The organism is Mesorhizobium sp. WSM4906, assembly GCF_029674625.1.
Lineage (GTDB): Bacteria > Pseudomonadota > Alphaproteobacteria > Rhizobiales > Rhizobiaceae > Mesorhizobium.
Map to the genome: position 1 here is coordinate 2,375,853 of NZ_CP121355.1, position 22,731 is coordinate 2,398,583.

General features: G+C 64.1%; 21 protein-coding genes. 14 read left to right on the forward strand and 7 right to left on the reverse strand.

The window, feature by feature from the left end; all coding sequences use genetic code 11:
• Window positions 1–22 precede the first annotated feature (22 nt).
• From QAZ22_RS11340 to QAZ22_RS11355, 4 genes are read right to left on the reverse strand one after another with little or no spacing between them, the layout of a single operon-like run.
• Window positions 23–799, reverse strand: a complete 777-nt coding sequence (locus QAZ22_RS11340) for an SDR family oxidoreductase (RefSeq protein ID WP_278206843.1) — start codon at window positions 797–799, stop codon at window positions 23–25.
• 17 nt (window positions 800–816) lie between these two features.
• Window positions 817–1,869: a phosphotransferase family protein gene (locus QAZ22_RS11345; protein ID WP_278206844.1), complete on the reverse strand. Its 1,053-nt coding sequence runs from the start codon at window positions 1,867–1,869 to the stop codon at window positions 817–819.
• Complete coding sequence (locus QAZ22_RS11350; RefSeq protein ID WP_277816115.1) at window positions 1,866–2,351, reverse strand: MaoC family dehydratase; 486 nt, start codon at window positions 2,349–2,351, stop codon at window positions 1,866–1,868. Before QAZ22_RS11350 ends, QAZ22_RS11345 begins: the two co-directional genes overlap by 4 nt.
• Window positions 2,352–2,384: 33 nt before the next feature.
• Window positions 2,385–3,200, reverse strand: coding sequence for an SDR family oxidoreductase (locus QAZ22_RS11355; protein ID WP_278206845.1), 816 nt, complete (start codon window positions 3,198–3,200; stop codon window positions 2,385–2,387).
• 116 nt (window positions 3,201–3,316) lie between these two features.
• Here QAZ22_RS11355 and QAZ22_RS11360 point away from each other — a divergent pair, with 116 nt between their 5' ends.
• Window positions 3,317–4,558 carry an acyl-CoA dehydrogenase family protein gene (locus QAZ22_RS11360; RefSeq protein ID WP_278206846.1) on the forward strand — a complete coding sequence of 414 codons (1,242 nt, stop codon included), beginning with the start codon at window positions 3,317–3,319 and terminating at the stop codon, window positions 4,556–4,558.
• Between the two features lie 5 nt (window positions 4,559–4,563).
• Window positions 4,564–5,601 carry a zinc-binding dehydrogenase gene (locus QAZ22_RS11365; protein WP_278206847.1) on the forward strand — a complete coding sequence of 346 codons (1,038 nt, stop codon included), beginning with the start codon at window positions 4,564–4,566 and terminating at the stop codon, window positions 5,599–5,601.
• Between the two features lie 114 nt (window positions 5,602–5,715).
• Here the strand turns inward: QAZ22_RS11365 and QAZ22_RS11370 are convergent, their stop codons facing one another.
• Complete coding sequence (locus tag QAZ22_RS11370) at window positions 5,716–6,546, reverse strand: MurR/RpiR family transcriptional regulator (protein ID WP_278206848.1); 831 nt, start codon at window positions 6,544–6,546, stop codon at window positions 5,716–5,718.
• A 146-nt stretch (window positions 6,547–6,692) separates the two neighbouring features.
• Here QAZ22_RS11370 and QAZ22_RS11375 point away from each other — a divergent pair, with 146 nt between their 5' ends.
• The 12 genes from QAZ22_RS11375 (at window position 6,693) to QAZ22_RS11430 (ending at window position 21,065) form a co-directional block, all read left to right on the forward strand.
• Window positions 6,693–7,511 (forward strand): N-formylglutamate amidohydrolase, encoded by an 819-nt coding sequence (locus QAZ22_RS11375; RefSeq protein WP_278206849.1) that lies wholly within the window; start codon window positions 6,693–6,695, stop codon window positions 7,509–7,511.
• A 19-nt stretch (window positions 7,512–7,530) separates the two neighbouring features.
• Entirely contained in the window at window positions 7,531–9,093 is a 1,563-nt protein-coding gene (locus tag QAZ22_RS11380) for an amino acid permease (protein WP_278206850.1), read from the forward strand.
• Between the two features lie 83 nt (window positions 9,094–9,176).
• Window positions 9,177–10,547 (forward strand): glutamine synthetase family protein, encoded by a 1,371-nt coding sequence (locus tag QAZ22_RS11385; protein ID WP_278206851.1) that lies wholly within the window; start codon window positions 9,177–9,179, stop codon window positions 10,545–10,547.
• Between the two features lie 146 nt (window positions 10,548–10,693).
• Window positions 10,694–12,082: an aldehyde dehydrogenase family protein gene (locus QAZ22_RS11390; protein WP_278206852.1), complete on the forward strand. Its 1,389-nt coding sequence runs from the start codon at window positions 10,694–10,696 to the stop codon at window positions 12,080–12,082.
• Window positions 12,083–12,099: 17 nt separating this feature from the next.
• Window positions 12,100–13,272 (forward strand): iron-containing alcohol dehydrogenase, encoded by a 1,173-nt coding sequence (locus tag QAZ22_RS11395; protein ID WP_278206853.1) that lies wholly within the window; start codon window positions 12,100–12,102, stop codon window positions 13,270–13,272.
• A gap of 243 nt (window positions 13,273–13,515) precedes the next feature.
• A complete protein-coding gene (locus QAZ22_RS11400; protein ID WP_278206854.1) occupies window positions 13,516–14,622 on the forward strand; it encodes an ABC transporter substrate-binding protein in 1,107 nt (368 codons plus the stop codon).
• Window positions 14,623–14,685: 63 nt separating this feature from the next.
• Window positions 14,686–15,600 (forward strand): ABC transporter permease subunit, encoded by a 915-nt coding sequence (locus tag QAZ22_RS11405; protein WP_278206855.1) that lies wholly within the window; start codon window positions 14,686–14,688, stop codon window positions 15,598–15,600.
• Entirely contained in the window at window positions 15,597–16,388 is a 792-nt protein-coding gene (locus QAZ22_RS11410) for an ABC transporter permease (RefSeq protein WP_278206856.1), read from the forward strand. The genes QAZ22_RS11405 and QAZ22_RS11410 overlap by 4 nt, the downstream gene beginning before the upstream one ends.
• An 11-nt stretch (window positions 16,389–16,399) precedes the next feature.
• A complete protein-coding gene (locus tag QAZ22_RS11415; RefSeq protein WP_278074578.1) occupies window positions 16,400–17,464 on the forward strand; it encodes an ABC transporter ATP-binding protein in 1,065 nt (354 codons plus the stop codon).
• Between the two features lie 169 nt (window positions 17,465–17,633).
• Window positions 17,634–19,187, forward strand: coding sequence for a sodium:proton antiporter (locus QAZ22_RS11420; RefSeq protein ID WP_278206857.1), 1,554 nt, complete (start codon window positions 17,634–17,636; stop codon window positions 19,185–19,187).
• A 107-nt stretch (window positions 19,188–19,294) separates the two neighbouring features.
• On the forward strand, window positions 19,295–20,212 hold the full coding sequence (locus QAZ22_RS11425) for an endonuclease/exonuclease/phosphatase family protein (protein ID WP_278206858.1): 918 nt from the start codon (window positions 19,295–19,297) through the stop codon (window positions 20,210–20,212).
• 7 nt (window positions 20,213–20,219) lie between these two features.
• Window positions 20,220–21,065: an EamA family transporter gene (locus QAZ22_RS11430; RefSeq protein ID WP_278206859.1), complete on the forward strand. Its 846-nt coding sequence runs from the start codon at window positions 20,220–20,222 to the stop codon at window positions 21,063–21,065.
• Window positions 21,066–21,100: 35 nt separating this feature from the next.
• On the opposite strand, the gene QAZ22_RS11435 is transcribed toward QAZ22_RS11430, so the two are convergent.
• Complete coding sequence (locus QAZ22_RS11435) at window positions 21,101–22,318, reverse strand: MFS transporter (protein ID WP_278206860.1); 1,218 nt, start codon at window positions 22,316–22,318, stop codon at window positions 21,101–21,103.
• Between the two features lie 89 nt (window positions 22,319–22,407).
• Window positions 22,408–22,725 (reverse strand): Dabb family protein, encoded by a 318-nt coding sequence (locus QAZ22_RS11440; RefSeq protein WP_278206861.1) that lies wholly within the window; start codon window positions 22,723–22,725, stop codon window positions 22,408–22,410.
• Between the last annotated feature and the right edge of the window lie 6 nt (window positions 22,726–22,731).

Here is a 22,731-nt window from a genome sequence, read left to right on the forward strand (position 1 = left end):
CGGGGGAAAGCCGTTACCTGAACTAGATCGCGCCGATGCCGCCATCGAGCGCCAGCGCGTGGCCGGTCATGAAGGAATTGGCGGAGTCGGCGAGATAAAGGATGCCGGTCACGATCTCGTCCACTTCGCCGACGCGCTTCATCGGCACGCCGCGCGCGAGCTCGGCAAGCGCTTCGACTTCCGGCGCGCCGGTAGAACGCACGAAGCCGTCGACCATCGCCGTCCTGGTATGGGCCGGGCAGACCGCGTTGATGCGTATCCCCTTGGCGGCGTATTCGACCGCCGCGGAGCGCGTCAGCCCGACGACGCCATGCTTGGCGGCGGCGTAGACCGACAATTTCGGCGCGCCGGAGAGACCGGCGACCGAGGCGACGTTGACGATGGCGCCGCCTCTGCCGCTTTCCCTGAATTGCCGCTCCATCTGTGGAATCTGGTGCCTCATGGCGTAGAAGACGCCGAGCAGGTCGACCTCAAGCACCCGGCGCGCTTCTTCCGACGTCACCTGCGGCAGGCGCACGAAGGCGTGCACGATCCCGGCGTTGTTGACGGCAATGTCCAGCCGGCCGAATTTCCCGACGGCGAGCTTCACCAGATCCTCCGAGAGCTTCTCGTCGGCAATGTTGCCGGCAAGGAACGCGGTTTCGGCGCCAAGTGTCGCCGCGAAATCGCCCAGTGCCGCTTCGTCGAGATCGGAAAGAACCAGCCGCGCACCCTCGGCGGCGAAGGCTTTGGCCGCGCCGCTGCCGAGGCCGCCGGTCGCACCGGTTATCAGCACCGTGGCTCCATCGAACCTGCCCATCGCCCAACTCCCCGTATTCAAATCCGCCTGTCGATCAGGTCCACCGCGAGCGCGGCGAGCAGCTTCACCGCCTCGCCATAGGTCTTGGCCTTTTCCGGATTGGAGGCATTGCCGTCCAGCGCACGGCGGTAGACACCCTGGCAGATCGCCGCCAGCCGGAAGAAGGAGAAGGCGAGGAAGAATGTCCAGTTGCCGATGCCGTCGATGCTGCGCCGCCGGCAATAGGCGGCCACATAGGCTTCCTCGGAAGGCAGACCGAGCACAGCGCGGTCGACGCCGCCGAGGCCGCGAAAGCCGGAGGCATGCGGCAGCCGCCACTGCATGCATTGATAAGCGAGGTCGGCGAAGGGATGGCCGAGCGTCGACAGTTCCCAGTCGAGCACGGCGATGACCTTAGGCTCGTCCTTGGCGAAGATCATGTTGTCCAGCCGGTAGTCGCCATGCACCAGCGAGACCCGGCCGTCGTCGGCCGGCATATGCGTCTCCAGCCAGGCGATCAGCCGGTCCATGTCGGCGATCTCTTCCGTTTCGGAGGCGCGGTACTGGCTGGTCCAGCGCGCGAACTGGCGCTCGAAATAGCTGCCGGGCTTGCCGAAATCGCCAAGCCCCACGGCCGCGATATCGACGTCGTGCAGGGCGGCGAGCGTCGCGTTCATGGCGTCGTAGATCGCCGCGCGCTCGTCATTGCTGGATGTGTCGGGGCCGGATGCGTCCGGCAAGGACGGATCCCAGAAGATGCGGCCATCGAGGAATTCCATGACATAGAACATGCGGCCGATCGGCGAGTCCTCGCCGGACAGGTGCAGCATGCGCGGCACCGGCACGGCGGTCGAGCTGAGCGCCTGCATGACCCGGAACTCGCGGTCGACCTGATGCGCCGACTTCAGCAACTGTCCCGGCGGTTTGGCGCGCAGCACGTAGCGGCCGCTCGCGGCGGTCAGCAGATAGGTTGGGTTCGACTGTCCGGACTTGAACTTGTCGACCGCCGAAAGCCCGGCAAAGCCCGGAATATGCGCCTCGAGGTAAGGCGCAAGCGCTGTTTGATCTAAGACGTTGCTGTCGCCGCTCATGCGGTCTCGGGCTGGCGCTCGATCAGCGTCAGGGTCAGCCAGCGCGCGGTCAGCGCCGGCTTCTTCGATCCTTCGATCTCGATGGTCACGTCATGCGCCGTCTGGACCCAGCCGGAAGGCCGCACCTTGACGTCGGCCAGCACGAAGTGCGTGCGGATGCGCGAGCCGGTCTTGACCGGCGCCAGGAAGCGCAGCGTGTCGAAGCCGTGATTGACGCCCATCTTGGTGTTTTCGATCGGCGGCATGGTCTCGAAGGTCATGGCCGACAGCAGCGACAGTGACAGGAAGCCATGCGCGATGGTGCCGCCGAACGGCGTCTCACGCGCGGCGCGCTCCGGATCGCAATGGATGAACTGATGGTCGTCGGTGGCGTCGGCGAACTGGTCGATCATGCGCTGCGTCACCGTTCGCCAGGGCGACACGCCGACTTCCTTGCCGACGCTGGCCAGAAGCGTATCGAGACTGATCGGTTCCACGCTGATGTCCTCCGCACCCCCGCCCGGATAACGAGCGTATCATTCCTTGAACAACGTCATTCCATGCTGCACCGACTGGCCGCCGTCGATCGGCAGGATGGCGCCGGTGACATAGCTTCCGGCACGGCTGCACAAATAGAGCGTTGCGCCGGCAATGTCATCCGCCACGCCGATGCGGCCGAGCGGAACATGGTTACCGACATGTTTCGCCTGCTCCGCGGTGGCGGTGGCAAAGGCCGTCATCCGGCTCTGGAAGGGGCCGGGGGCGAAGGCATTGACTGTGATGCGGCGGGCGGCGAACTCGATCGCCAGCGTGCGCGTCAGGTGATGCACGGCGGCCTTGGAGGCGGTGTAGGAATAGGCGTCGTCGGCCAGCGGCTGGGTGCCCATCACCGAGCCAAGATTGATCACGCGGGCCGGATCCTCGTCGCTTGCGGCGTCGTCGAGCAACGGCAGAAGCTCCCGCGTGAGATGGAAGACCGCGGTGACGTTGACGCCGAAGACCTTGGCCCAGGCGTGGTAGGGAAACTCCTCCAGCGGCGCGCCCCAGGAAATGCCGGCATTATTGACCAGGATGTGCAGCCGGTCCGTGCGCACCTTCACCTCGGCGACCAAAGCGGCGATGCCCGCTTCGCTGGACACGTCGCCGGCAAAGCCCTCGGCCCGGCCGTCGCCGCCCTGCGCATTGAGCTCGCTGGCGACCCGGATGCAGTCCTCGCCCTTGCGCGAGGCGATCATCACGGTGGCGCCGGCCCGCACCAGCCCGGTCGCGACCATCCGGCCGATGCCGGTTGCGGCGCCGGTCACCAGCGCTGTCTTGCCGGCGACCGAGAACAGCCTGTCCAGATAGCTCATCCTAATTCCTCCCACGTGCCTCGTCCCGGCCGGAAACCGAAGGACTCGCGTTGACAACGCTAGCCGAAGTACGGTCATCCTTGCCACGGGTAAAGACTTCGAAAGGGCCGGAACCGATGGCGGACATGAATCTCGGCATGAGCGAGCGGCTGAAGCCGATCCACCAGAGCGTGGCCGCGATGGTGCGCGACGAGATCGCGCCGCTTGGCGAGGCGTTTCTCGCCCAGGTCGGCAAGGGCGGCGACCGTTGGGCCTACACGGCCAGACAGACCGAGATCCTCGAAGGGCTGAAGAAGACGGCGCGGGAGCGCGGCCTGTGGAATTTCTGGCTTACCGATTCAAAGCGCGGCTACGGCCTGTCGACTGTCGAATATGCCTATCTGGCGGAAGAGATGGGAAAAGCCCATCTCGGCGCCGAGACCTTCAACTGCTCGGCGCCCGACACCGGCAACATGGAAGTGCTGGAGCGCTACGGCTCGGAAGAGCATAAGCGGCAATGGCTGGAGCCGCTGCTCGATGGGAAAATCCGCTCGGCCTATCTGATGACCGAGCCCGACGTCGCCTCATCGGACGCCACCAACATTTCGATGCGCTGCGAGCGGCGCGGCGACGATTATGTGCTCAACGGCGAGAAATGGTGGGCGTCCGGCGCCGGTGACCCGCGCTGCGCCATCTACATCGTCATGGTCAGAACCGGCTCGGACGAAGAGCCGCAGCATAGCCGGCATTCGATGATCCTGGTGCCGGCGGACAGCAAGGGCGTCACCAAGTTGCGACCGATGCAGGTCTATGGCGACGACGATGCGCCGCATGGCCATATGCATCTCAGGTTCGAGGATGTGCGGGTTCCGGTGGCGAACCTGATCCTCGGCGAGGGCAGGGGCTTCGAGATCGCGCAGGGGCGGCTGGGGCCTGGCCGCATCCATCACTGCATGCGCGCCATCGGCCAGGCCGAGATGGCGCTGGAGATGCTGTGCCAGCGTTCCGTGCGGCGCGAGGCCTTCGGCCAGTCGCTGGCGAAGCTCGGCGCCAATTTCGACATCATCGCCGAGTGCCGCATGGAGATCGAGATGGCGCGGCTGCTCTGTCTCAAGGCGGCATGGATGATCGACCAGGGCGATCCGCGCGCCGCCGCGCCCTGGATCAGCCAGATCAAGGTGGTAGCACCCCGCGTCGCGCTGAAAGTCACCGACGAGGCGGTGCAGATGTTCGGCGCGCAAGGCATCAGCCAGGACACTCCGCTCGCCCGCTCGTGGACACATCTGAGAACATTGCGGCTCGCTGACGGGCCGGACGCCGTGCACCGGCGCCAGGTGGCGCGCGCCGAGCTCAGGAAATATACGCAGGAAAAGGTCTGACCGCCATGGCGCTTGCGTCGGAAATGAAGGCCTTGCTGCTCGTCGGCGACGGCTATACCAAGACACCTTCGGCCGGCGCGCTGGAGGCGATGGAGCCTTATCTCCGACCGGGCAGCATCGCCGTGCCCGAACCCGGCCCGACACAGGCGCTGATCAAGGTCGGCCTCGCCTCGATCAACCCGTCCGATATCGCCTTCATCAAGGGGCAATACGGCCAGCCGCGCGTGAAGGGGCGGCCGGCGGGCTTCGAGGGGGTCGGTATCGTCGTGACGACAGGCGATGACCCGTACGCAAAGAGCCTCGAAGGAAAGCGCGTCGCCTTCGCCACCGGCGTGTCGAACTGGGGCTCGTGGGCCGACTATGCGGTGGCGGAGGCTGCGTCCTGCATTCCGTTGCTCGACACGGTTCGCGACGAGGACGCCGCGGCGATGATCGTCAATCCGCTGACCGCTTTAGCCATGTTCGACATCGTCAGAGAGGAAGGCGAGAAGGCCTTCGTCATGACCGCCGGCGCCAGCCAGCTCTGCAAGCTGATCACTGGGCTGGCGAAGGAGGAAGGTTTTCGGCCGATCGTCACCGTGCGCCGCGACGAGCAGATCCCGTTGCTGAAAGGGCTGGGTGCCGCGCATGTGCTCAACGAAAAAGCGGCGGATTTCGAAGCTGCGCTGCGCGAGGTGATGAAGGCCGAGCAGCCGCGCATCTTCCTGGACGCGGTGACCGGACCGCTGGCCTCGGCCATCTTCTACGCCATGCCGAAGCGCTCGCGCTGGATCGTCTATGGTAGGCTCGACGCCGAGCCGACGGTGATCCGCGAGCCCGGCCAGTTGATCTTCCAGCACAAGCGCGTCGAAGGCTTCTGGCTGGCCGAATGGATGCGAGCGTTTCGCGACCGGCTCGGCCCGGCGGTGCTGGAGGCGCAAAAGCGCTTTTCCGACGGACGCTGGTTAACCGACGTGACGGCGGTGGTGCCGCTGGACGAAGCTATGGCCAGGCTGCCGGCCGAGTTGGCCAAGCCGAATGGCAAGGTGTTCATAAGGCCTTAGAGCGTTTCATCGCTTCACGGAAACGCTGAACCACTCTAACTATTTGTTTTTAGGCAATTCCGGACGGAAAACCGCTACACACTTTTCCTGGAATTGCTCTAGGCCAACACCTGTTCACCGCAGGCTTTCCAGGTCGCGGATGCGCTTGGCGCCGGCGGCTTCGAGCTGTCTCGTGACGGCGCCGATCAGCGTTTCGGCGACGACGAAGAGCGCGGCCGACGAATCCCAGGCCGACGGCACGGCGGTACGCCCGGCGATCACGTGGCGGGCGAAGCGGGCGATCGGCGACAGCCACTGGTCGGTGAAAAGCACGATCTGCACGCCGCGCTGGTGCGCCTTCTCGGCAAAACGGACAAGGCTTTCCTGGTAACGCCTGATGTCGAAGATCACCAGCACGTCGCGCTTGCCCATGTCGATCAGCCGGTCGCGCCAGATGCTCTCCTGGCCGGCGAGGTGGTAGACATCCGGCTGGATGATGGCGAGGTGGGCGGCCATGTAGCGCGCCAGCGGGTCGGTGAAGCGGCCGCCGATCAGGAAGGTCTTGCCGCGCCGCTCGGCAAGCCTTGTGGCGATGTCGACGAGTTGCCTGTCGGAGAGGTGTCGGAACGTCTCGCGCATGTTTTCCAGCGTCGCCTCCAGCATCGGCGAAACCGTGCCGCCGTTGGCGGGCGACGCCGGGTTGAGGGTGCGCGACGCCGGAGACTGCAACTGCGCCGCCAGCTCATCCTGCAGCGCCGACTGGAATTCGGGATAGTTCTGAAAGCCAAGTCTCGCGACGAAACGCAGGATCGTCGGCGAGGATACGCCGGCTGCGGCCGAGAACTCGGCGACCGTCTTCAGCCCGGTCAGCGGATAGTTGGCGATCAGCGTCTGCGCGGCGCGGCGCTCGCCGGCGGGCATTGTGCCGATGCGGTCCGAGATCAGTTCGGCAATGCTGGAAATCATGGTTTTCCCCCGCCCGTTGACCCGGTCGCCGCCGTTTTCGGAATTGGCGTTTGACAAAGCCGGCCAAAGTGTATGAAATCATCCACAGGGACGCAATGAGGCAAAATACGTAACATAAGATACAGCGCTCCCCAGGGGACGGCAGTATGGAGAAAGCACGGCACGCCAGCCTTGCACCGTCGGGGACCGTGAGGGTGACCAACCTTGGCGGCTCCAGCCCCTTCGTCTTCACCTGCGACCACGCCTCGAATTTCCTGCCCTCCGAATTCGGCACGCTCGGCCTGCCCGTCGAGGACCTCTCCCGCCACATCGCCTGGGATCCCGGCGCGCTGCCCGTCGCCGGCCGCATGGCCGAGGCGCTCGATGCCACGCTGGTCGAGACCTGCGTCTCGCGCCTCGTCATCGACTGCAACCGGCCGCTCGACGCGCCGGACCTCGTGCCGCCGGTCAGCGAAACGACGGCCATCCCGGGCAATACCGGTCTTTCCGAAAAGCAGCGCGCAGCGCGGGTCGACCTGGCGTGGCGTCCGTTCCATGACACGGTTGCACAAATCATCGAGCGACGGCTGGCGCACGGCCAGGAGACGCGCCTTGTGTCGGTGCACTCCTTCACGCCGGTCTACAAGGGCAGAAGCCGGCCCTGGCATATCGGCATCATCCACGATGACGACCGCAGGCTGGCGGCGCCGCTGATATCTGCGCTCAGGCGGCTCTCCGGCGTCACCGTCGGCGTCAATGAACCCTATTCGCCGGCCGACCGTGTCTATTTCACGCTGGAACGGCACGCGCGCTCGCGCGGCCTTGCCTGCGCGATGATCGAAATCCGCAACGACGAGATCTCCGGCGAGACCGGGCAGCGGAAATGGGCGGATCTGCTCACAGGCATATTTTCGAATCTGGAGCCCGAGGAGGCCAGGGGCTCCCGACAACGCGTAATGGGAAAGTCAGTACAGTCGGCCAGCTAAGAACCAACAGGGGACCAAAATGTCAGCGCAAGACTATACGGAACATGACAAGCATGAGGACCTAAAGGTCCTCCATGGAATGGGCTATGCCCAGGAACTGTCGCGAAGCATGAGCCGCTTCTCGAACTTCGCGATCTCGTTCTCGATCATCTGCATCCTTTCCGGCGGCATCAATTCCTTCGCTCAGGCGATATCCTCTGTCGGCGGCGCCGGCGCCGGCATCGGCTGGATCGTCGGTTGCGCGGTATCCGGATTCTTCGCTCTCGCCATGGCGCAGATCGCCTCCGCGTTTCCGACAGCAGGCGGCCTCTATCACTGGGCGTCGATCCTTGGAAACCGCTTCACCGGCTGGCTGACCGCCTGGCTCAACCTGCTCGGGCTGATCACCGTTCTGGGTGCCATCAACATCGGCACCGCCTTCTTCTTCGTCGGAACGTTCGGCAGTTGGTTCGGCATGACCGGCACCCCAGGCGAGATTGTTGGATTTGTCGCCCTCATCACAGTGATCCAGGCGATCTGCAATCACTTCGGCATCAAGCTGACTGCCATGCTGACCGACGCTTCGGGCTTCCTGATCCTTGGCGCAACGGCGGTGCTGATCGTCGCCTGCCTGGTATTTGCTCCGGCAATCGACGTCACCAGGCTTTGGACGTTCACCAACTATTCGGGCGATGCCGGCGGTGGGGTTTTCCCGCAGTCGGATTCCATGACCTACCTGTTCCTGCTCTGCCTGCTGCTGCCGGTCTACACCATCACCGGATATGACGCGTCGGCGCACACCTCCGAGGAAACGCTGAAGGCCGCGCATTCCGTCCCGAGAGCAATCATTTCGTCGGTGCTGTGGTCGTCGCTGATCGGTTGGGCGATGGTCTGCGCTATCACGCTGGCGATCCCCGACCTGGCGGCCGGCGCCAAGCAGGGCTGGAGCGTCTTCTTCTCGACGATGGACACGATCCTGCCGGTATGGCTCAAGGAACTGCTTTATCTCGCCATCCTGATCTCGCAGTTCCTTTGCGGCCTGGCCACCGTGACCTCGGCGTCGCGCATGCTTTTCGCCTTCTCGCGCGACGGCGGCATGCCCGTCGGATCGGCCTCGCTTGCCAAGGTCAGCCCGACCTGGCGCACGCCCGTCCACGCCATCTGGACGGCTGCTGTCCTCGAGATCATCTATGTGTTCCTTGCCCAGTTCATCTCGATTGGCGGCACCAACATCTACACCATCGTCGTCAACTCGACGCTGGTCTTCCTGTTCCTGTCCTTCATCATACCGATCGTGCTCGGCATGCTGGCCTACGGAACCGCGAAGTGGCCGAACCCCGGTCCTTGGAATCTCGGCACGGGGCTGTTCAAGCTGTTTTGCGTGCTGTCGGTCGTCGGCATGGCGATCATCTTCTACATCGCCATCCAGCCGCCGAACGACAAAGTGCTTTACATCACCATCGGCTTCCTCGTGCTGACCGCGGTGCTTTGGTACGGCTTCGAGACCCGTCGCTTCCGGGGCCCGCCGATCGGCGATGAGATCGCCAAGCGCCAGGCTGCGATCAAGGCGGCCGAACAAGCGGTCGGCGAGACCGGCAACTGATGCGTTAGCCCGACAACCATGGCCGGCATCGCGCCGGCCATGGTTCCTCCCTTTCAATCGACCAGCACTGGAGCGCCAAAGGAATGGCCGGGAATTTCTCGTTCGATCAGTTGAAGGAAGCGGTCTCGAAGGGCGAGATCGACACCGTGCTGGCCTGCATCGTCGACATGCAGGGCCGGCTGGCGGGAAAGCGCTTCCTGGCCCAGTATTTCGTCGATTCCGCGCATGGCGAGACGCATGGCTGCAATTATCTGCTGGCCTGCGACATCGATATGGAGCCGGTGCCCGGATACAAGGCGGCGAGCTGGTCGAAGGGCTATGGCGACTTCGTCATGAAGCCCGACCTTTCGACGCTGCGGCGCATCCCCTGGCTGGAAAAGACGGCGCTGGTCATCTGCGACGTGCTCGACCACCATGACCATGAGGATCTCGCTCACTCGCCGCGCGCCATCCTGAAGAAGCAGGTCAAGCGTCTCAAGGAGCGCGGCTATATCGGCTACTTCGCCTCCGAGCTCGAATTCTACCTGTTCAACGAGACCTACGATTCGGCCCGCAAGAAGCACTGGCAGGGCCTCGATTCCGCTTCGCCCTATATCGGCGACTACCAGATCGGCATCACCACCAAGGAAGAAGGCGTCATGCGCCGGCTTCGCAACGAGATGGAGGCGGCCGGCATCCCGATCGAGAATTCCAAGGGCGAGTGGGGCCCGGGCCAGGAAGAGATCAATGTGCGCTATGCCGAGGCGCTCGAGATGGCCGACCGCCACGTCATCCTGAAGAACGGCGCCAAGGAGATCGCCGATTCCGAAGGCAAGGCCATCTCCTTCATGGCCAAGTACAATTACGGACTGGCCGGCAATTCCAGCCACATCCACAATTCGCTGTGGAGCGCCGACGGCAAGACGCCGCTGTTCTTCGACAAAAACGCGGAATGGACGCTGTCGAGCCTCGGCCAGCAATGGGCGGCCGGCCAGCTCAAATACGCCAAGGAGTTCACCTGGTTCCTTGCGCCCTACATCAACTCCTACAAGCGCTTCCAGGCCGGCACCTTCGCGCCGACCAAGATCATGTGGAGCGAGGACAACCGCACCGCGGGCTTCCGCCTTTGCGGCGAGGGCACCAAGGGCATCCGCATGGAGTGCCGCATCGGCGGCGCCGACCTCAATCCCTATCTCGCCTTCGCGGCGCTGATCGCGTCCGGCCTTGCTGGCATCGACGAGAAGCTGGAACTGCAGAAGCCGTTCGTCGGCGATGCCTATCAGGCCTCGCAGCTGCCCGAAATCCCGAAGACGCTGCGGGACGCCACCGAGACGCTGGCGACCTCAACGATGCTGAAGCAGGCCTTCGGCGAGGATGTGGTCGAGCACTATGTGCACACCGCCCGCTGGGAGCAGTTCGAATACGACCGCCGCATCACGGATTGGGAGCTGCACAGGGGGTTCGAGCGGTACTAGGGTGGGCAGGCGGCTCAGGGCCGCCTCTCGTCACAGTGAAGCGGGTTCCTTCTTCTCCTTCACTGCAGGGAAGAAGCTGCCGCCAGGCGCGTGAAGGCCGCACCAAGCCAGATGACTTTCGATTGTTGTAAAACTGCGAGGAAGAAATGACCGAAACGGTCAAACTCAAATCACCCATCGACGGCTCGATCTATGCCGAGCGGCCGGTCGCGAGCGACCAGGCGATCAGCGCGGCGGTCGAGCGCGCCAGGGCAGCGCAGGAGAAATGGGCCGAAACGCCGGTCGTCGAGCGCGGCAAATACATGCTGGCGATGCTGGAAGCGCTGGTCGCTATGACCGACGAGATCGTGCCCGAGATCGCCTGGCAGATGGGCCGGCCGGTGCGCTATGGCGGCGAGTTCGGCGGCGTCAGGGAACGCACCAACTACATGGTCGAGATCGCGGAAGCTGCGTTGAAGCCGGTCATGGCCTCCAATCCGAAGGAGGGCTTCCGCCGCTATATGAAGAAGGTGCCGCTCGGCGTCGTGCTGGTGATCGCGCCGTGGAACTATCCCTATCTCACCGCGGTCAACACGATCGTGCCGGCGCTGATGGCCGGCAGCGCCGTTATCCTCAAGCATGCGGCGCAGACGCTGCTGGTCGGCGAGCGCTTCCAACAGGCCTTCGACAAGGCGGGCCTGCCCAAGGGCCTGTTCCAGAACCTGGTCATGAACCATGCCCAGACCGAGAAGCTGCTCGGCTCCGGCAAGATCGACCATGTCAACTTCACCGGTTCGGTCGGCGGCGGCCGCGCCATCGAGAAGGCTGCGGCCGGCACCTTCATGACGCTCGGCCTCGAGCTCGGCGGCAAGGACCCCGCCTATGTGCTGCCCGACGCCAAGATGGACCATGCGGTCGCCAATCTGGTCGACGGCGCCTTCTACAATTCCGGCCAGTGCTGCTGTGGCATCGAGCGCGTCTATGTGCACGAGAAGGTCTATGACGAGTTCGTCGAGGGCTTCATCGCCGAGACAAAGAACTACGTCGTCGGCAATCCGCTGGATCAGGCTACCACGATGGGGCCGATGGCGCAGGCGCGCTTCGCCGACCTGATCCGCGAGCAGAAGGCCGAGGCGCTGCGCAAGGGCGCCAGGGCGCACATCAACATGAAGGTCGAGAACGACAGAGCGGGCTCGCCCTATCTGGCGCCGGAGGTGCTTACCGGGGTCGACCACCAGATGAGCGTCATGCGCGAGGAAAGTTTCGGGCCGATCGTCGGCATCATGAAGGTGCGCGACGACGAGGAGGCGATCGCGCTGATGAACGACAGCCCCTATGGGCTGACGGCTTCGATCTGGACGCGCGACACCGAGCGCGCGGTGGCGATCGGCGACCGCGTCGAGACCGGCACCGTGTTCATGAACCGCTGCGACTATCTCGATCCGGCGCTGGTCTGGACCGGCGTCAAGGATACCGGCAAGGGCGCCGCGCTCTCGGCCATCGGCTACGACAATCTGACCCGGCCGAAATCCTACCACCTGCGTGAAGCGATCTGATTTTCGAAAGACAATCCATGTCCAAGCTGATCTCCAAATGGAACTACCCCACCACCGTCCGCTTCGGCGCCGGCCGCATCAGGGAACTGCCGGATGCGCTGACGGCGGCCGGCATCAAGCGGCCGCTTTTCGTCACCGATCCTGGCCTGGCGAAACTTCCGGTCGTCGCCTCCACGCTGAAGATTCTCGACGACGCCAAGGTCCCCTATGGCGTGTTTTCCGAGGTGAAGCCGAATCCGGTCGAGTCCAACCTCACCGCAGGCATCGCGGTGTTCAAGAAGGGCAAGCATGACGGCGTCATCGCCTTCGGCGGCGGCTCGGCGCTCGACCTCGGCAAGCTGATCGCCTTCCAGGCCGGACAGACGCGCCCGGTGTGGGATTTCGAGGACATCGGCGACTGGTGGACCAGAGCCAATTCCGACGCGATCGCGCCGATCATCGCGGTGCCGACCACGGCGGGCACCGGGTCCGAGGTGGGGCGCGCGGGCGTCATCACCAATGAGGCGACCCACACCAAGAAGGTCATCTTCCATCCGAAACTTTTGCCGGCGATCGTGATTGCCGATCCGGAACTGTCGGTCGGCATGCCGCCCTTCATCACCGCCGGCACCGGCATGGATGCGCTCGCCCACTGCCTCGAAGCCTATTGCGCGCCGGGCTATCATCCGATGGCCGACGGCATCGCGGTGGAAGGCATCCGCCTGGTGTTCGAGAACCTGCCCAAGGCCTTCGCCAACGGCAAGGATCTGGTCGCCCGCGCCCATATGATGAGCGCCGCGGCGATGGGCGCGGCCGCCTTCCAAAAGGGGCTGGGGGCCATCCACTCGCTGTCGCATCCGATCGGCGCGCTCTACGACACCCACCACGGCATGACCAACGCCGTGTTCATGCCCTATGTGCTCGCCTTCAACCGCGAGGCGATCGAGGACCGCATTGCGCGGCTCGCCGCCTATTGCGGCATCAAGGGCGGTTTCGACGGTTTCGCCAAGGCGATCATCAAGCTGCGCAAGGAACTCAAGGTGCCGCACGCGCTGCCCGGCCTGATCAAGGGCCTCGACATGGACAAGAAGCGCAAGGCGTTGATCGCCGACATGGCGGTGGTCGATCCGACCGCCGGCGGCAATCCCGTCAAGCTCACCAAGAAGGCGGCGCTGACGCTGCTCGATAATGCCATCGCCGGGTCGGTGTGAAGCGGGTACCGACGGTGAAAGTTGATCTGGAAACGAGGGGAAAGGAAGGGGAACAGGGCAAGGGACAAGTCGGATAATGATTAGCCGGAAAAAGAGTCGCGAGGCGATTGCTACAACCGGTTAAAAAGAGTTTACTTTTTCGTACTGCGGGGTGCCGGTTTCACAAAGGTTTCATCTGGCTGTCACACGAAAACGATACCGCATCGCAGGCGTCCAATGGCGTCAGTTCAACGGAGAGAACAAATGTTGAAATTCACGGGGAAAGTGCTTTCCCTTTCGGCCGCGGCGCTCTTCGCGTCGACGGTGATTTCGTCCGCGGCTTCGCTGGACGATCTCGCCAAGGCGGCCAAGGCGGAGGGCGAACTCACGGTCATCGCGCTGCCGCATGACTGGTGCGGCTACGGAGCGGTCATCGACGCTTTCAAGGCTAAGTATCCGGACATCAAGATCAATGAGCTCAACCCCGACGCCGGTTCGGGTGACGAGGTCGAGGCGATCAAGGCCAACAAGGACAACAAAGGCCCGCAGGCGCCCGACGTCATCGACGTCGGCCTGTCGTTCGGCCCGTCCGCCAAGAAGGACGGCCTGATCCAGGCTTACAAAGTGTCGACCTGGGATTCGATCCCGGACAGCGCCAAGGATGCCGAAGGCTACTGGACCGGCGACTATTACGGCGTGCTGTCCTTCCTGGTGAACAAGGATCTCGTGAAGGAAGCGCCGGCTGACTGGGCCGACCTTTTGAAGTCGGACTATGCCAACACCGTCGCGCTCGCCGGTGATCCGCGTGCCTCGAACCAGGCCATCCAAGCGGTCTACGCCGCCGGCCTTTCCGGCGGCGCGGCCGCGGGCGATGCTGCCGGCACCGCCGGCCTCGATTTCTTCAAGAAGCTCAACGCCGCCGGCAATTTCGTGCCGGTCATCGGCAAGCCGGCGACGCTGGCCCAGGGCCAGACTCCGATCCTGGTCACCTGGGACTACAATGCGCTTGCCGGCCGCGACACGCTGAAGGGCAACCCGCCGGTGGATGTCGTCGTGCCGAAGACCGGCGTCGTCGCCGGCGTCTACGTGCAGGCGATCAGCGCCTTCGCGCCGCATCCGAACGCCGCCAAGCTCTGGCTCGAGTACCTCTACTCCGACGAGGGCCAGATCGGCTGGCTGAAGGGCTATTGCCATCCGATCCGCTTCAACGACCTCGCCAAGAACGGCAAGCTGCCAGCCGACGTGATGGCCAAGCTGCCGCCGGCTGAAGCTTACGCGTCGGCCGTCTTCCCGACGCTCGACGAGCAGGGCAAGGCGAAGGAAGCGATCACCAAGAACTGGGACGCCGTTGTTGGCGCCAACGTCAAGTAAGTTGTAGAAATGTCCGGGCGGCCTCGAGGCCGCCCGGAACCCTTCGAAGACGGTAGCCGGCGCATGACCGACCTCTCGCTCTCCAATCAAGCCATCGCGGGAAAGACCGCGCCGCCCAGCGAGGCGCGCGCGTTGCGGCTGCCGACGCAATGGATCGGCGTTGCGCCCTTCTTCATCTTCGCCGTCATGTTCCTGATCCTGCCTACGCTCTACCTGATGCTGGGCGCGTTCCAGAACGAGGCGGGCGAGTTCACGCTTGAAAATCTTATCGCTCTGTCGGAGCCAAATATCGTTGCCGCCTACTGGATCTCGATCAAGGTCAGCCTGGCTTCGGCGCTGATCGGAGCGTTTGCCGGCCTCGCCATCGCCGTCGCAATCGTGCGCGGCGGCCTACCCAACTGGATCAGGTCGGCCACACTCACCTTTTCCGGGGTGGCCTCCAATTTCGCCGGCGTCCCCCTGGCCTTTGCCTTCCTCGCCACGCTCGGCCGTCTCGGTCTCGCCACGGTGATCCTGAACACCTTGTTCGCGCTCAACATCTACGCGCATGGCTTCAACATCCTGTCGTTCTGGGGCCTGACGCTGACCTACGTCTATTTTCAGATCCCATTGATGGTGGTGATCATCGTGCCGGCGATCGACGGGCTGAAGAAGGAATGGGGCGAGGCGGCCGCGACGCTTGGCGCGACCACCGCCCAATATTGGCGCATGGTGGTCATCCCGGTGATCTGGCCGAGCTTCCTCGGCACCGTCATCCTGCTCTTCGCCAATGCTTTCGGAGCGATCGCCACTGCTTACGCGCTGACCGGCTCGTCGCTCAATATCGTGCCCATCCTGCTCTACGCGCAGATACGCGGCGACGTTCTTCACAATGCACATCTCGGCTATGCGATCGCCTTCGGGATGATCGTCATCACCGGCCTCGCCAATGTCTTCTACATCTGGTTCCGGACGCGCTCGGAGAGGTGGCTGAAATGAAGACCGGACGCTTCTGGGCCTGGGTCGTTTTCATCCTTGGCGCGGCCTATTTCTTCATTCCGCTGATCGCGACCGTGGAATTTTCCATGCGCATGCGTCGCGGCGCCTATTCCTTCGACGCCTACCAGATCGTGCTGGGCGACGCCCGCTTCCAGGCGACATTCATGTATTCCGTGGTTGCCGCCATATTCACCATCATCCTCGGCGTGCTGGTGGTGGTGCCGGCGGCCTATTGGATCCGGCTGCGCCTGCCGCAGATCAGGCCGCTCGTCGAGTTCATCACGTTGCTGCCGCTGGTCATCCCGGCAATCGTCATCGTGTTCGGCTATATCAGGATGTACGGCTCGAATTCGCCGCTGCCGTTCCTGGCAAACGACACGGCCACCAACGCTCTGCTGGTGATCGGCTATGCGACGTTGTCGCTGCCTTATATGTACCGGGCGGTGGATACAGGCCTTCGCACCATCGACGTGCGCACGCTGACGGAAGCGGCGCAGATCCTCGGGGCGGGCTGGTCCACGATCATCACTCGGGTGATCCTGCCAAATGTGCTGATCGCTGTGCTTTCCGGGGCCTTTCTGACCTTCGCCATCGTCATCGGCGAATTCACGATGGCGAGCCTGCTCAACCGGCCGGCCTTCGGCCCGTATCTGCAGAATATCGGCGCCAACCGCGCCTATGAGCCGGCGGCGCTCGCCATTATCGCTTTCGCCATCACCTGGGGCTGCATGTCGCTGATCCAGATCCTTTCGCGTTTCGCGCCGAAATCGGCGAATCGCCCGAACTGAAAGTCAAAGCCATGGCTGAGCCGTTCCTCTCCATCCAGCACGTGCGAAAATCCTTCGGCGCCACGACGGTGGTCGAAGACTTCAATCTCGATGTCGAAAGCGGAGAATTCGTCTCTTTCCTCGGCCCGTCCGGCTGCGGCAAGACGACGGTGCTGCGCATGGTCGCCGGCTTCGAGGAACCGTCGGCCGGCAAGATCGTCGTCGGCGGCAAGGACATCACCAGGCTGAAGCCAAATCAACGCAATGTCGGCATGGTGTTCCAGGCCTATGCGCTGTTCCCGAATCTGACGGTGGCGCAGAACATTGCCTTCGGCCTGAAGGTGGCCGGCATGCCGAAGGCCGATGCCGACAAGCGCGTCGCCGAGATGCTCGACATCATCAAGCTGCCGCAGATGGGCGACCGCTATCCTTATCAGCTCTCCGGCGGCCAGCAGCAACGCATTGCGTTGGCGCGGGCGATCGCCCCGAAGCCCAAGCTGCTTCTGCTAGACGAGCCGCTGTCGGCGCTCGACGCCAAGGTGCGCATTTCGCTGCGCGAGGAAATCCGCTCGATCCAGAAGAAGCTCGGCATCACCACCATCTTCGTGACGCACGACCAGGAAGAGGCACTGTCGATCTCGGACCGCATCGCCGTCATGTATGGCGGCAAGGCCGAGCAGGTCGGCACGCCGTTCGAGATCTACAACCGGCCGGCGACCAAATTCGTCGCCAATTTCGTCGGCACGCTGAACGTGCTGGAAGGCAAGGTCACCGACGCCGCCTCGGGCAGGGTTCAGGTGAACACGCAGGAGGTATCGCTCAAGGGCAAACTGAACGGCTCGAAGTCCGGCGACACGCTGTCGCTTGCGCTGCGGCCGGAAGCGATCTCGCTGGGCCGGCAGCCGGGCCACGACACCAGCCTGTCGGGCGAGATAGCCGAAGTGCATTTCCTCGGCTCGGTGATCCGGGTGCGCGTCGGCATCGGCGGCAACACGGTGTCGCTCGACACCTTCAACAACTCCGCGACGCCGCCCCCCGTCGTCGGCGAGAAGGCGGACATCTCCTTCTCGTCGGGCGACATGCTGGTGTTGCATTAGGGAAAGAGTGAATGGTCAATGGTGAATGGCAATCGGCGAAGAGAGCACTTTACGTGCTCGAATTCTTATGATGACGCCCATTCACCATTCACCATTCACCATTCACCATTCACCATTCACCATTCACTTTTGCAGTGCCAAACGCCTGGTTCCATCGCTACGATAAGCCATGGCGCTGTTCGAAGTCACCTTGATCCTGCTGCTGATTGCCGTCGTGCTGACGGCGCTGTCACGCTGGCTGGAGGTGCCTTATCCCTCGCTTCTGGCCCTGGCCGGGGCGGGGCTCGCCTTCCTGCCCGGCGCTCCGATGATCGAGATCGACCCGGAATTGGCGCTGGCGCTGTTCATCGCGCCGGTGCTTCTCGATGCCGCCTATGACACGTCGCTGCGCGATCTCAAGCGCTACCGGCTGTCGCTGGTGCTCTTGGCGCTCGGCGCCGTCGTCTTCACCACCGTGGTCGTCGCCTTCGTCGGCTGGAAGATGGCCGGCCTGCCGATCGCGGCGGCGATCGCGCTCGGCGCCATCGTCGCCCCACCGGACGCCGTGGCGGCGAGCGCCGTGCTCAATCAGTTCAAGGTGCCGCACCGGCTCACCGCCATCCTGCAGGGCGAGAGCCTGCTCAACGACGCCACGGCGCTGCTGATCTACCGGATCGCGGTTTCGGCCGCCATCGGCTCGGTCATGCTGAGGGACGCAGTGCCTGTGGTTCTCTTGTCGACGATTGGCAGCGTTGCCGCCGGCTATCTGTTCGGCCGCATCTCGCTGTTGGCGCTGACGCGCATCGAGGATGCGGCAAGCAGCACCGTGGTGCAGTTCGCCGGAACGTTCGCCGTCTGGATCATCGCCGACAGGATCGGCCTCTCCGCCATCATCACCATCGTCGTCTATGCCATCACCATCGCACGCACCGGCCCACGCCGCATGACGGCGAGACGCCGCGTCAGCACCTATTCGGTCTGGGAGTCGGCGGTGTTCGTGCTCAACGTGCTGGCTTTCGTGCTGATGGGCCTGCAGGCACGGTCGATTGTCGGCCGGCTCTCCGGCGACGGGCAGGGCGACGCTTTCCTCTTCGCCGCAACCGTGCTCGCCGCCGTTATCGTGGCGCGTCTCGTCTGGGTGCTGGCCTATGTCGCCATCATGAGACGATTTGCCCGCTTCGACAGCGAGGAGCAAAGGCGGGATGCGCCGACGTTTCGCGGCGCGGTGCTCGTCGGCTGGTGCGGCATGCGCGGGCTGGTGACGCTGGTCGCGGCTATTGCCTTGCCGGCCGGCTTTCCCGGCCGCGACCCGATCGTGCTTGCCGCCTTCGCGGTCGTGCTCGGCACGCTGGTGCTGCAAGGCGTCAGCCTGAAGCCTTTGCTGCGCCGGCTCAATTTCGAGCGGGATACGACGGTGGATCGCGAGGTGGCGCAGGCGCGTGTCGCCATCATGCAGGCCGCGCTCGACGTGCTGAGCCGCAAGACGACGGCCGCCGCGGCGGTAGTGCGCGAGCAGTACGAGGCTCAGCGCTTGATCGCGGAAAATCCGGAGGACGCCCAGGCTGCGACCGAATACGACCGGCTGCGCCTCTATGCCATCAACCGTCAGCGCGACACGCTCGAGGAGCTGCGGCGTAACGGCACGATCGGCGACGAGGCCTATCACCGGCTGGAAGAAGAGATCGACTGGGCCGAGCTGGCCGCGTCGCCGGCGGGACGGTTCCAGCCGCTGACCACTTATTAAGGGGCGGCTCGGGGTACTGGCTGGACCATCCCGAGCGTCGTCGCGGTCCATTGCCACGCCATCGCCGAGACGCTACTGGCGTGGCCATATATTAAGCCGGTTCATCAATGAAGCTGATCAGCTACAACATCCAGTACGGCTATGGCACCGACGGGCGCTACGATCTCACGCGCTGCGCGAAGCTGATTGACGGAGCCGACATCATAGCCTTGCAGGAAGTGGAGCGGCACTGGCAGCGCAGCAATGGCGAAGATCAGCCGGAAATGCTCTCGCGGCTGCTGCCCGACTATCATTGGGTCTATGGTCCGGCATTCGACATGGATGCCAGCGAAAGGCGCGACGGCCGTGTCGTGAACCGCAGGCGCCAGTTCGGCACGATGGTGCTGTCGAAGCTGCCGATCGTCTGGTCGCGACTGCACGCGTTGCCGCTGCGCCGCACGCTGAGGCCGCTCAATACCCGCAATGCCGCACTGGAATGCATGATCCGCACGCCGGCGGGACCGGTGCGGTTCTTTTCGCTGCACCTTGCGCATATCGCTGCGGAGGAGCGGCTGGAACAGATCGACTATCTGCTTGGCGAGCATCGGCGCGCGCCATCCGACGGTGGTCCGTGGAGCGGCGCCGACGATGAGGCGCAGCGCAACTGGAGCAATGGCGAGCCGGAGCCTGAAAGCCCGCTGGCCGCGATCTGGCTCGGCGATTTCAACATGGAACCGGGAAGCACCGAGTACCGACGCATAGTCGGCGGCACGCCTTATCACCGCGGGGCGGCCTATATCGACGGGTTCGTCGATGCCGCCGCTGTCGCCAGCGAGCCGGTGCCGGATTTCCACACGCATGAAAAGATCATCGACGGCAGGCTGGCGAAGCGCCGGCTCGACCATTGCTTCGTCGGCGGCATGCTGGCCGAGCGGGTGCGTAGGGTGAGCGCCGACATCGGCGAGGTCGCTTCCGACCATTTCCCGCTGCGGGTCGATATCGATCTGGAGACGCCAGGCATTGCCTCGGGCCTGGCGGGCAGGTGAACCGCGCATGACGCTGTTCGTTTTCCTCGCGGTGCTCACGGCGGCTGCCATGCATGCGATCTGGAACGCGCTGGTCAAGGTGCATCTCGACCGCTTCCTGTCGATCACGCTGATGACGCTCGGCATGGGGTTCGCGGCGCTGTTGGCGCTCCCTTTCGTCGAGGTGCCGAGGGCCGAAGTATGGCCATTCATTCTGGCGTCGGTGTTCTTCCACATGGGCTACCGGACCTTCCTGATCGGCGCCTACAAGGCCGGCGATTTCGCGCAGACTTATCCGCTGGCGCGCGGCACGGCGCCGCTCTTGTCCGCGCTCGGCGGCATCGTCCTGCTTGGAGAGGTGCCGGCGCCGCTCGCCATCTTCGGCATCGTGCTTCTGTCGGCCGGCACGCTGGTGATGTCGTTTCGTGGCGGCATGCATCTCGAGCGGTTCAATCCTCGCGCGGTCAGTCTCGCGCTCGGCACCTCGATCTTCATCGCCAGCTACACGCTCTCCGACGGCAGCGGGGCGCGGCTTGCGGCGACCGCGCAAAGCTATGCGGCCTGGCTGTTCGTCTGTGACGCGCTCTGGGCCTTGGTGTTGTGCGTCGCCTTTCGCGGGCCGCAGTCGCTGCCTGTGCTGGCGCGCGACTGGAAGGCGGGTCTTTTCACCGGCGTGCTCAGCGGCGCCGCCTACTGGATCGTGATGTGGGCGATGACCAAGGCGCCGATCGCCTCGGTCGCGTCGCTGCGCGAGACCTCGATCCTGTTCGCCATGGTGATCTCGGTGCTGGCGCTGGGCGAGAAGATGACGGCCTGGCGCGCCGCGGCCGCGCTCGGCATCGTCGCGGGCGTCGTCGCTCTCAGGCTGGGTTAGAGCAATTCCTGGAAAAGCCCTGTAACGGTTTCTCGTCAACCGAACACGGTCATCACCTCGCCGCGCTTCTCGGGGCTGAAGCGGATGACGACGATGATGCAGACGGCGACCACGCCGGCAAACAGCGCCAGCGCATGGCCGTAGCTGCTTCCGGGCGCCTCGGCGATACCTGCCTGATAGGGACCGCCATAGGACGCGGCGAGGTTGCCGGCCTGATAAATGAAGCCGGGCAGGGTCGCGCGTACCGAACCGGGCGACAGTTCGTTGAGATGTACCGGGATGACGCCCCAGGCGCCTTGCACCGCCACCTGCATGACAAAGGCGCCGATCGCCAGCATGAAAGGCGTCGTCGTATAGGCCCAGAGCGGAATTGCCGGCAAAGCGATCACGCAGGCGAGCGTGATGGCGTTGATGCGGCCAATCTTCTCCGACAGGGCGCCGAATGCCAGGCCGCCGGCAATGGCGCCGATATTGGCGACGATGGTGATCCAACTCACCGTGTGCGGATCAAAGCCATGCTCCTTCCTCAGGAAGGTCGGGTAGAGATCCTGCGTGCCGTGGCTGAAGAAATTGAAGAACATCATCAGCACCACCGCATAGAGCGCGATGCCCCAATGCCTCCGCAGCGTTTCGAGGAGGCCCGGCCGCACCTGGGCGCGGCCTTCGACGAAAGCCGGCGATTCCGGCACATGCGAGCGGATGAAGAGCACGATCAGCGCCGGCACGAAGCTGAGCAGGAACATGGCGCGCCAGCCGATGGTGAAGTCGCCGATCTTCTGTCCGTAGAGCAGCCCGTACACCACCGCCGCCAGCAAATAGCCGGCCGGATAACCGCATTGCAGGATGCCGGAGACCATGCCGCGGGCGCTCGGCGGAATGGACTCCATGGCAAGCGAACTGCCCAGCCCCCATTCGCCGCCCATGGCGATCCCGAACAAGGCGCGTAGGGCCAGGAATATGCCGAGATTGGGCGCGAAAGCGGCGAGCGCGCCGATCACCGAATAGCTGACGATGTTCAGCATCAGCATGGGCTTGCGCCCATATTTGTCGGCAAGCATGCCGAAGACGAACGCACCGATGAAGCGCGTCGCGAGCGTCAGGAACAGAGCTTTGGAGACCGCCGGGACGTCGGTCTTGAATTCAGCGGCAATATCGACGAGCAGGAATGTCAGAAGGAAGAAATCAAAAGCGTCCAGTGTCCAGCCCAGAAAAGATGCGACGACGGTCTTCTTCTGCTCTGCGGTGAGGCTCAAGGCGTTTCTCCTTTGCACCCCCAGGGGACGATATGTTCCATGCGGTGCAAAAGAGAACGGTCGTTTGCCGGTTTTCGGTCAACCAGCGGTCACATTTCCGTAAACTCGAGGTCGAAGACCAGCAGCCCGTCGGTGCCGCCGTCGAGCGCGGCAACCAGGCGAGCGCCGGCACGCTGGTGCGCTTCGTGGAGCAGATAGGCGTCGCGGGCAGCGGCATCGCGGAAATCGATGGTGAAACCATGCGTGAGGCCGCGCGCGAAGGGCTCCGGGCTGACATTGGCGCTGAAATGTACGCCGCCCATGCCGTCGATGACGGAGCGCAGCGCTTCGAGATCGGCATGGATCGCGGCGCGCTCGGCGGCGGGGACGTCGTCGCGGAAGCGGACAAGGACGCAGTGGCGGATCATCGTTCT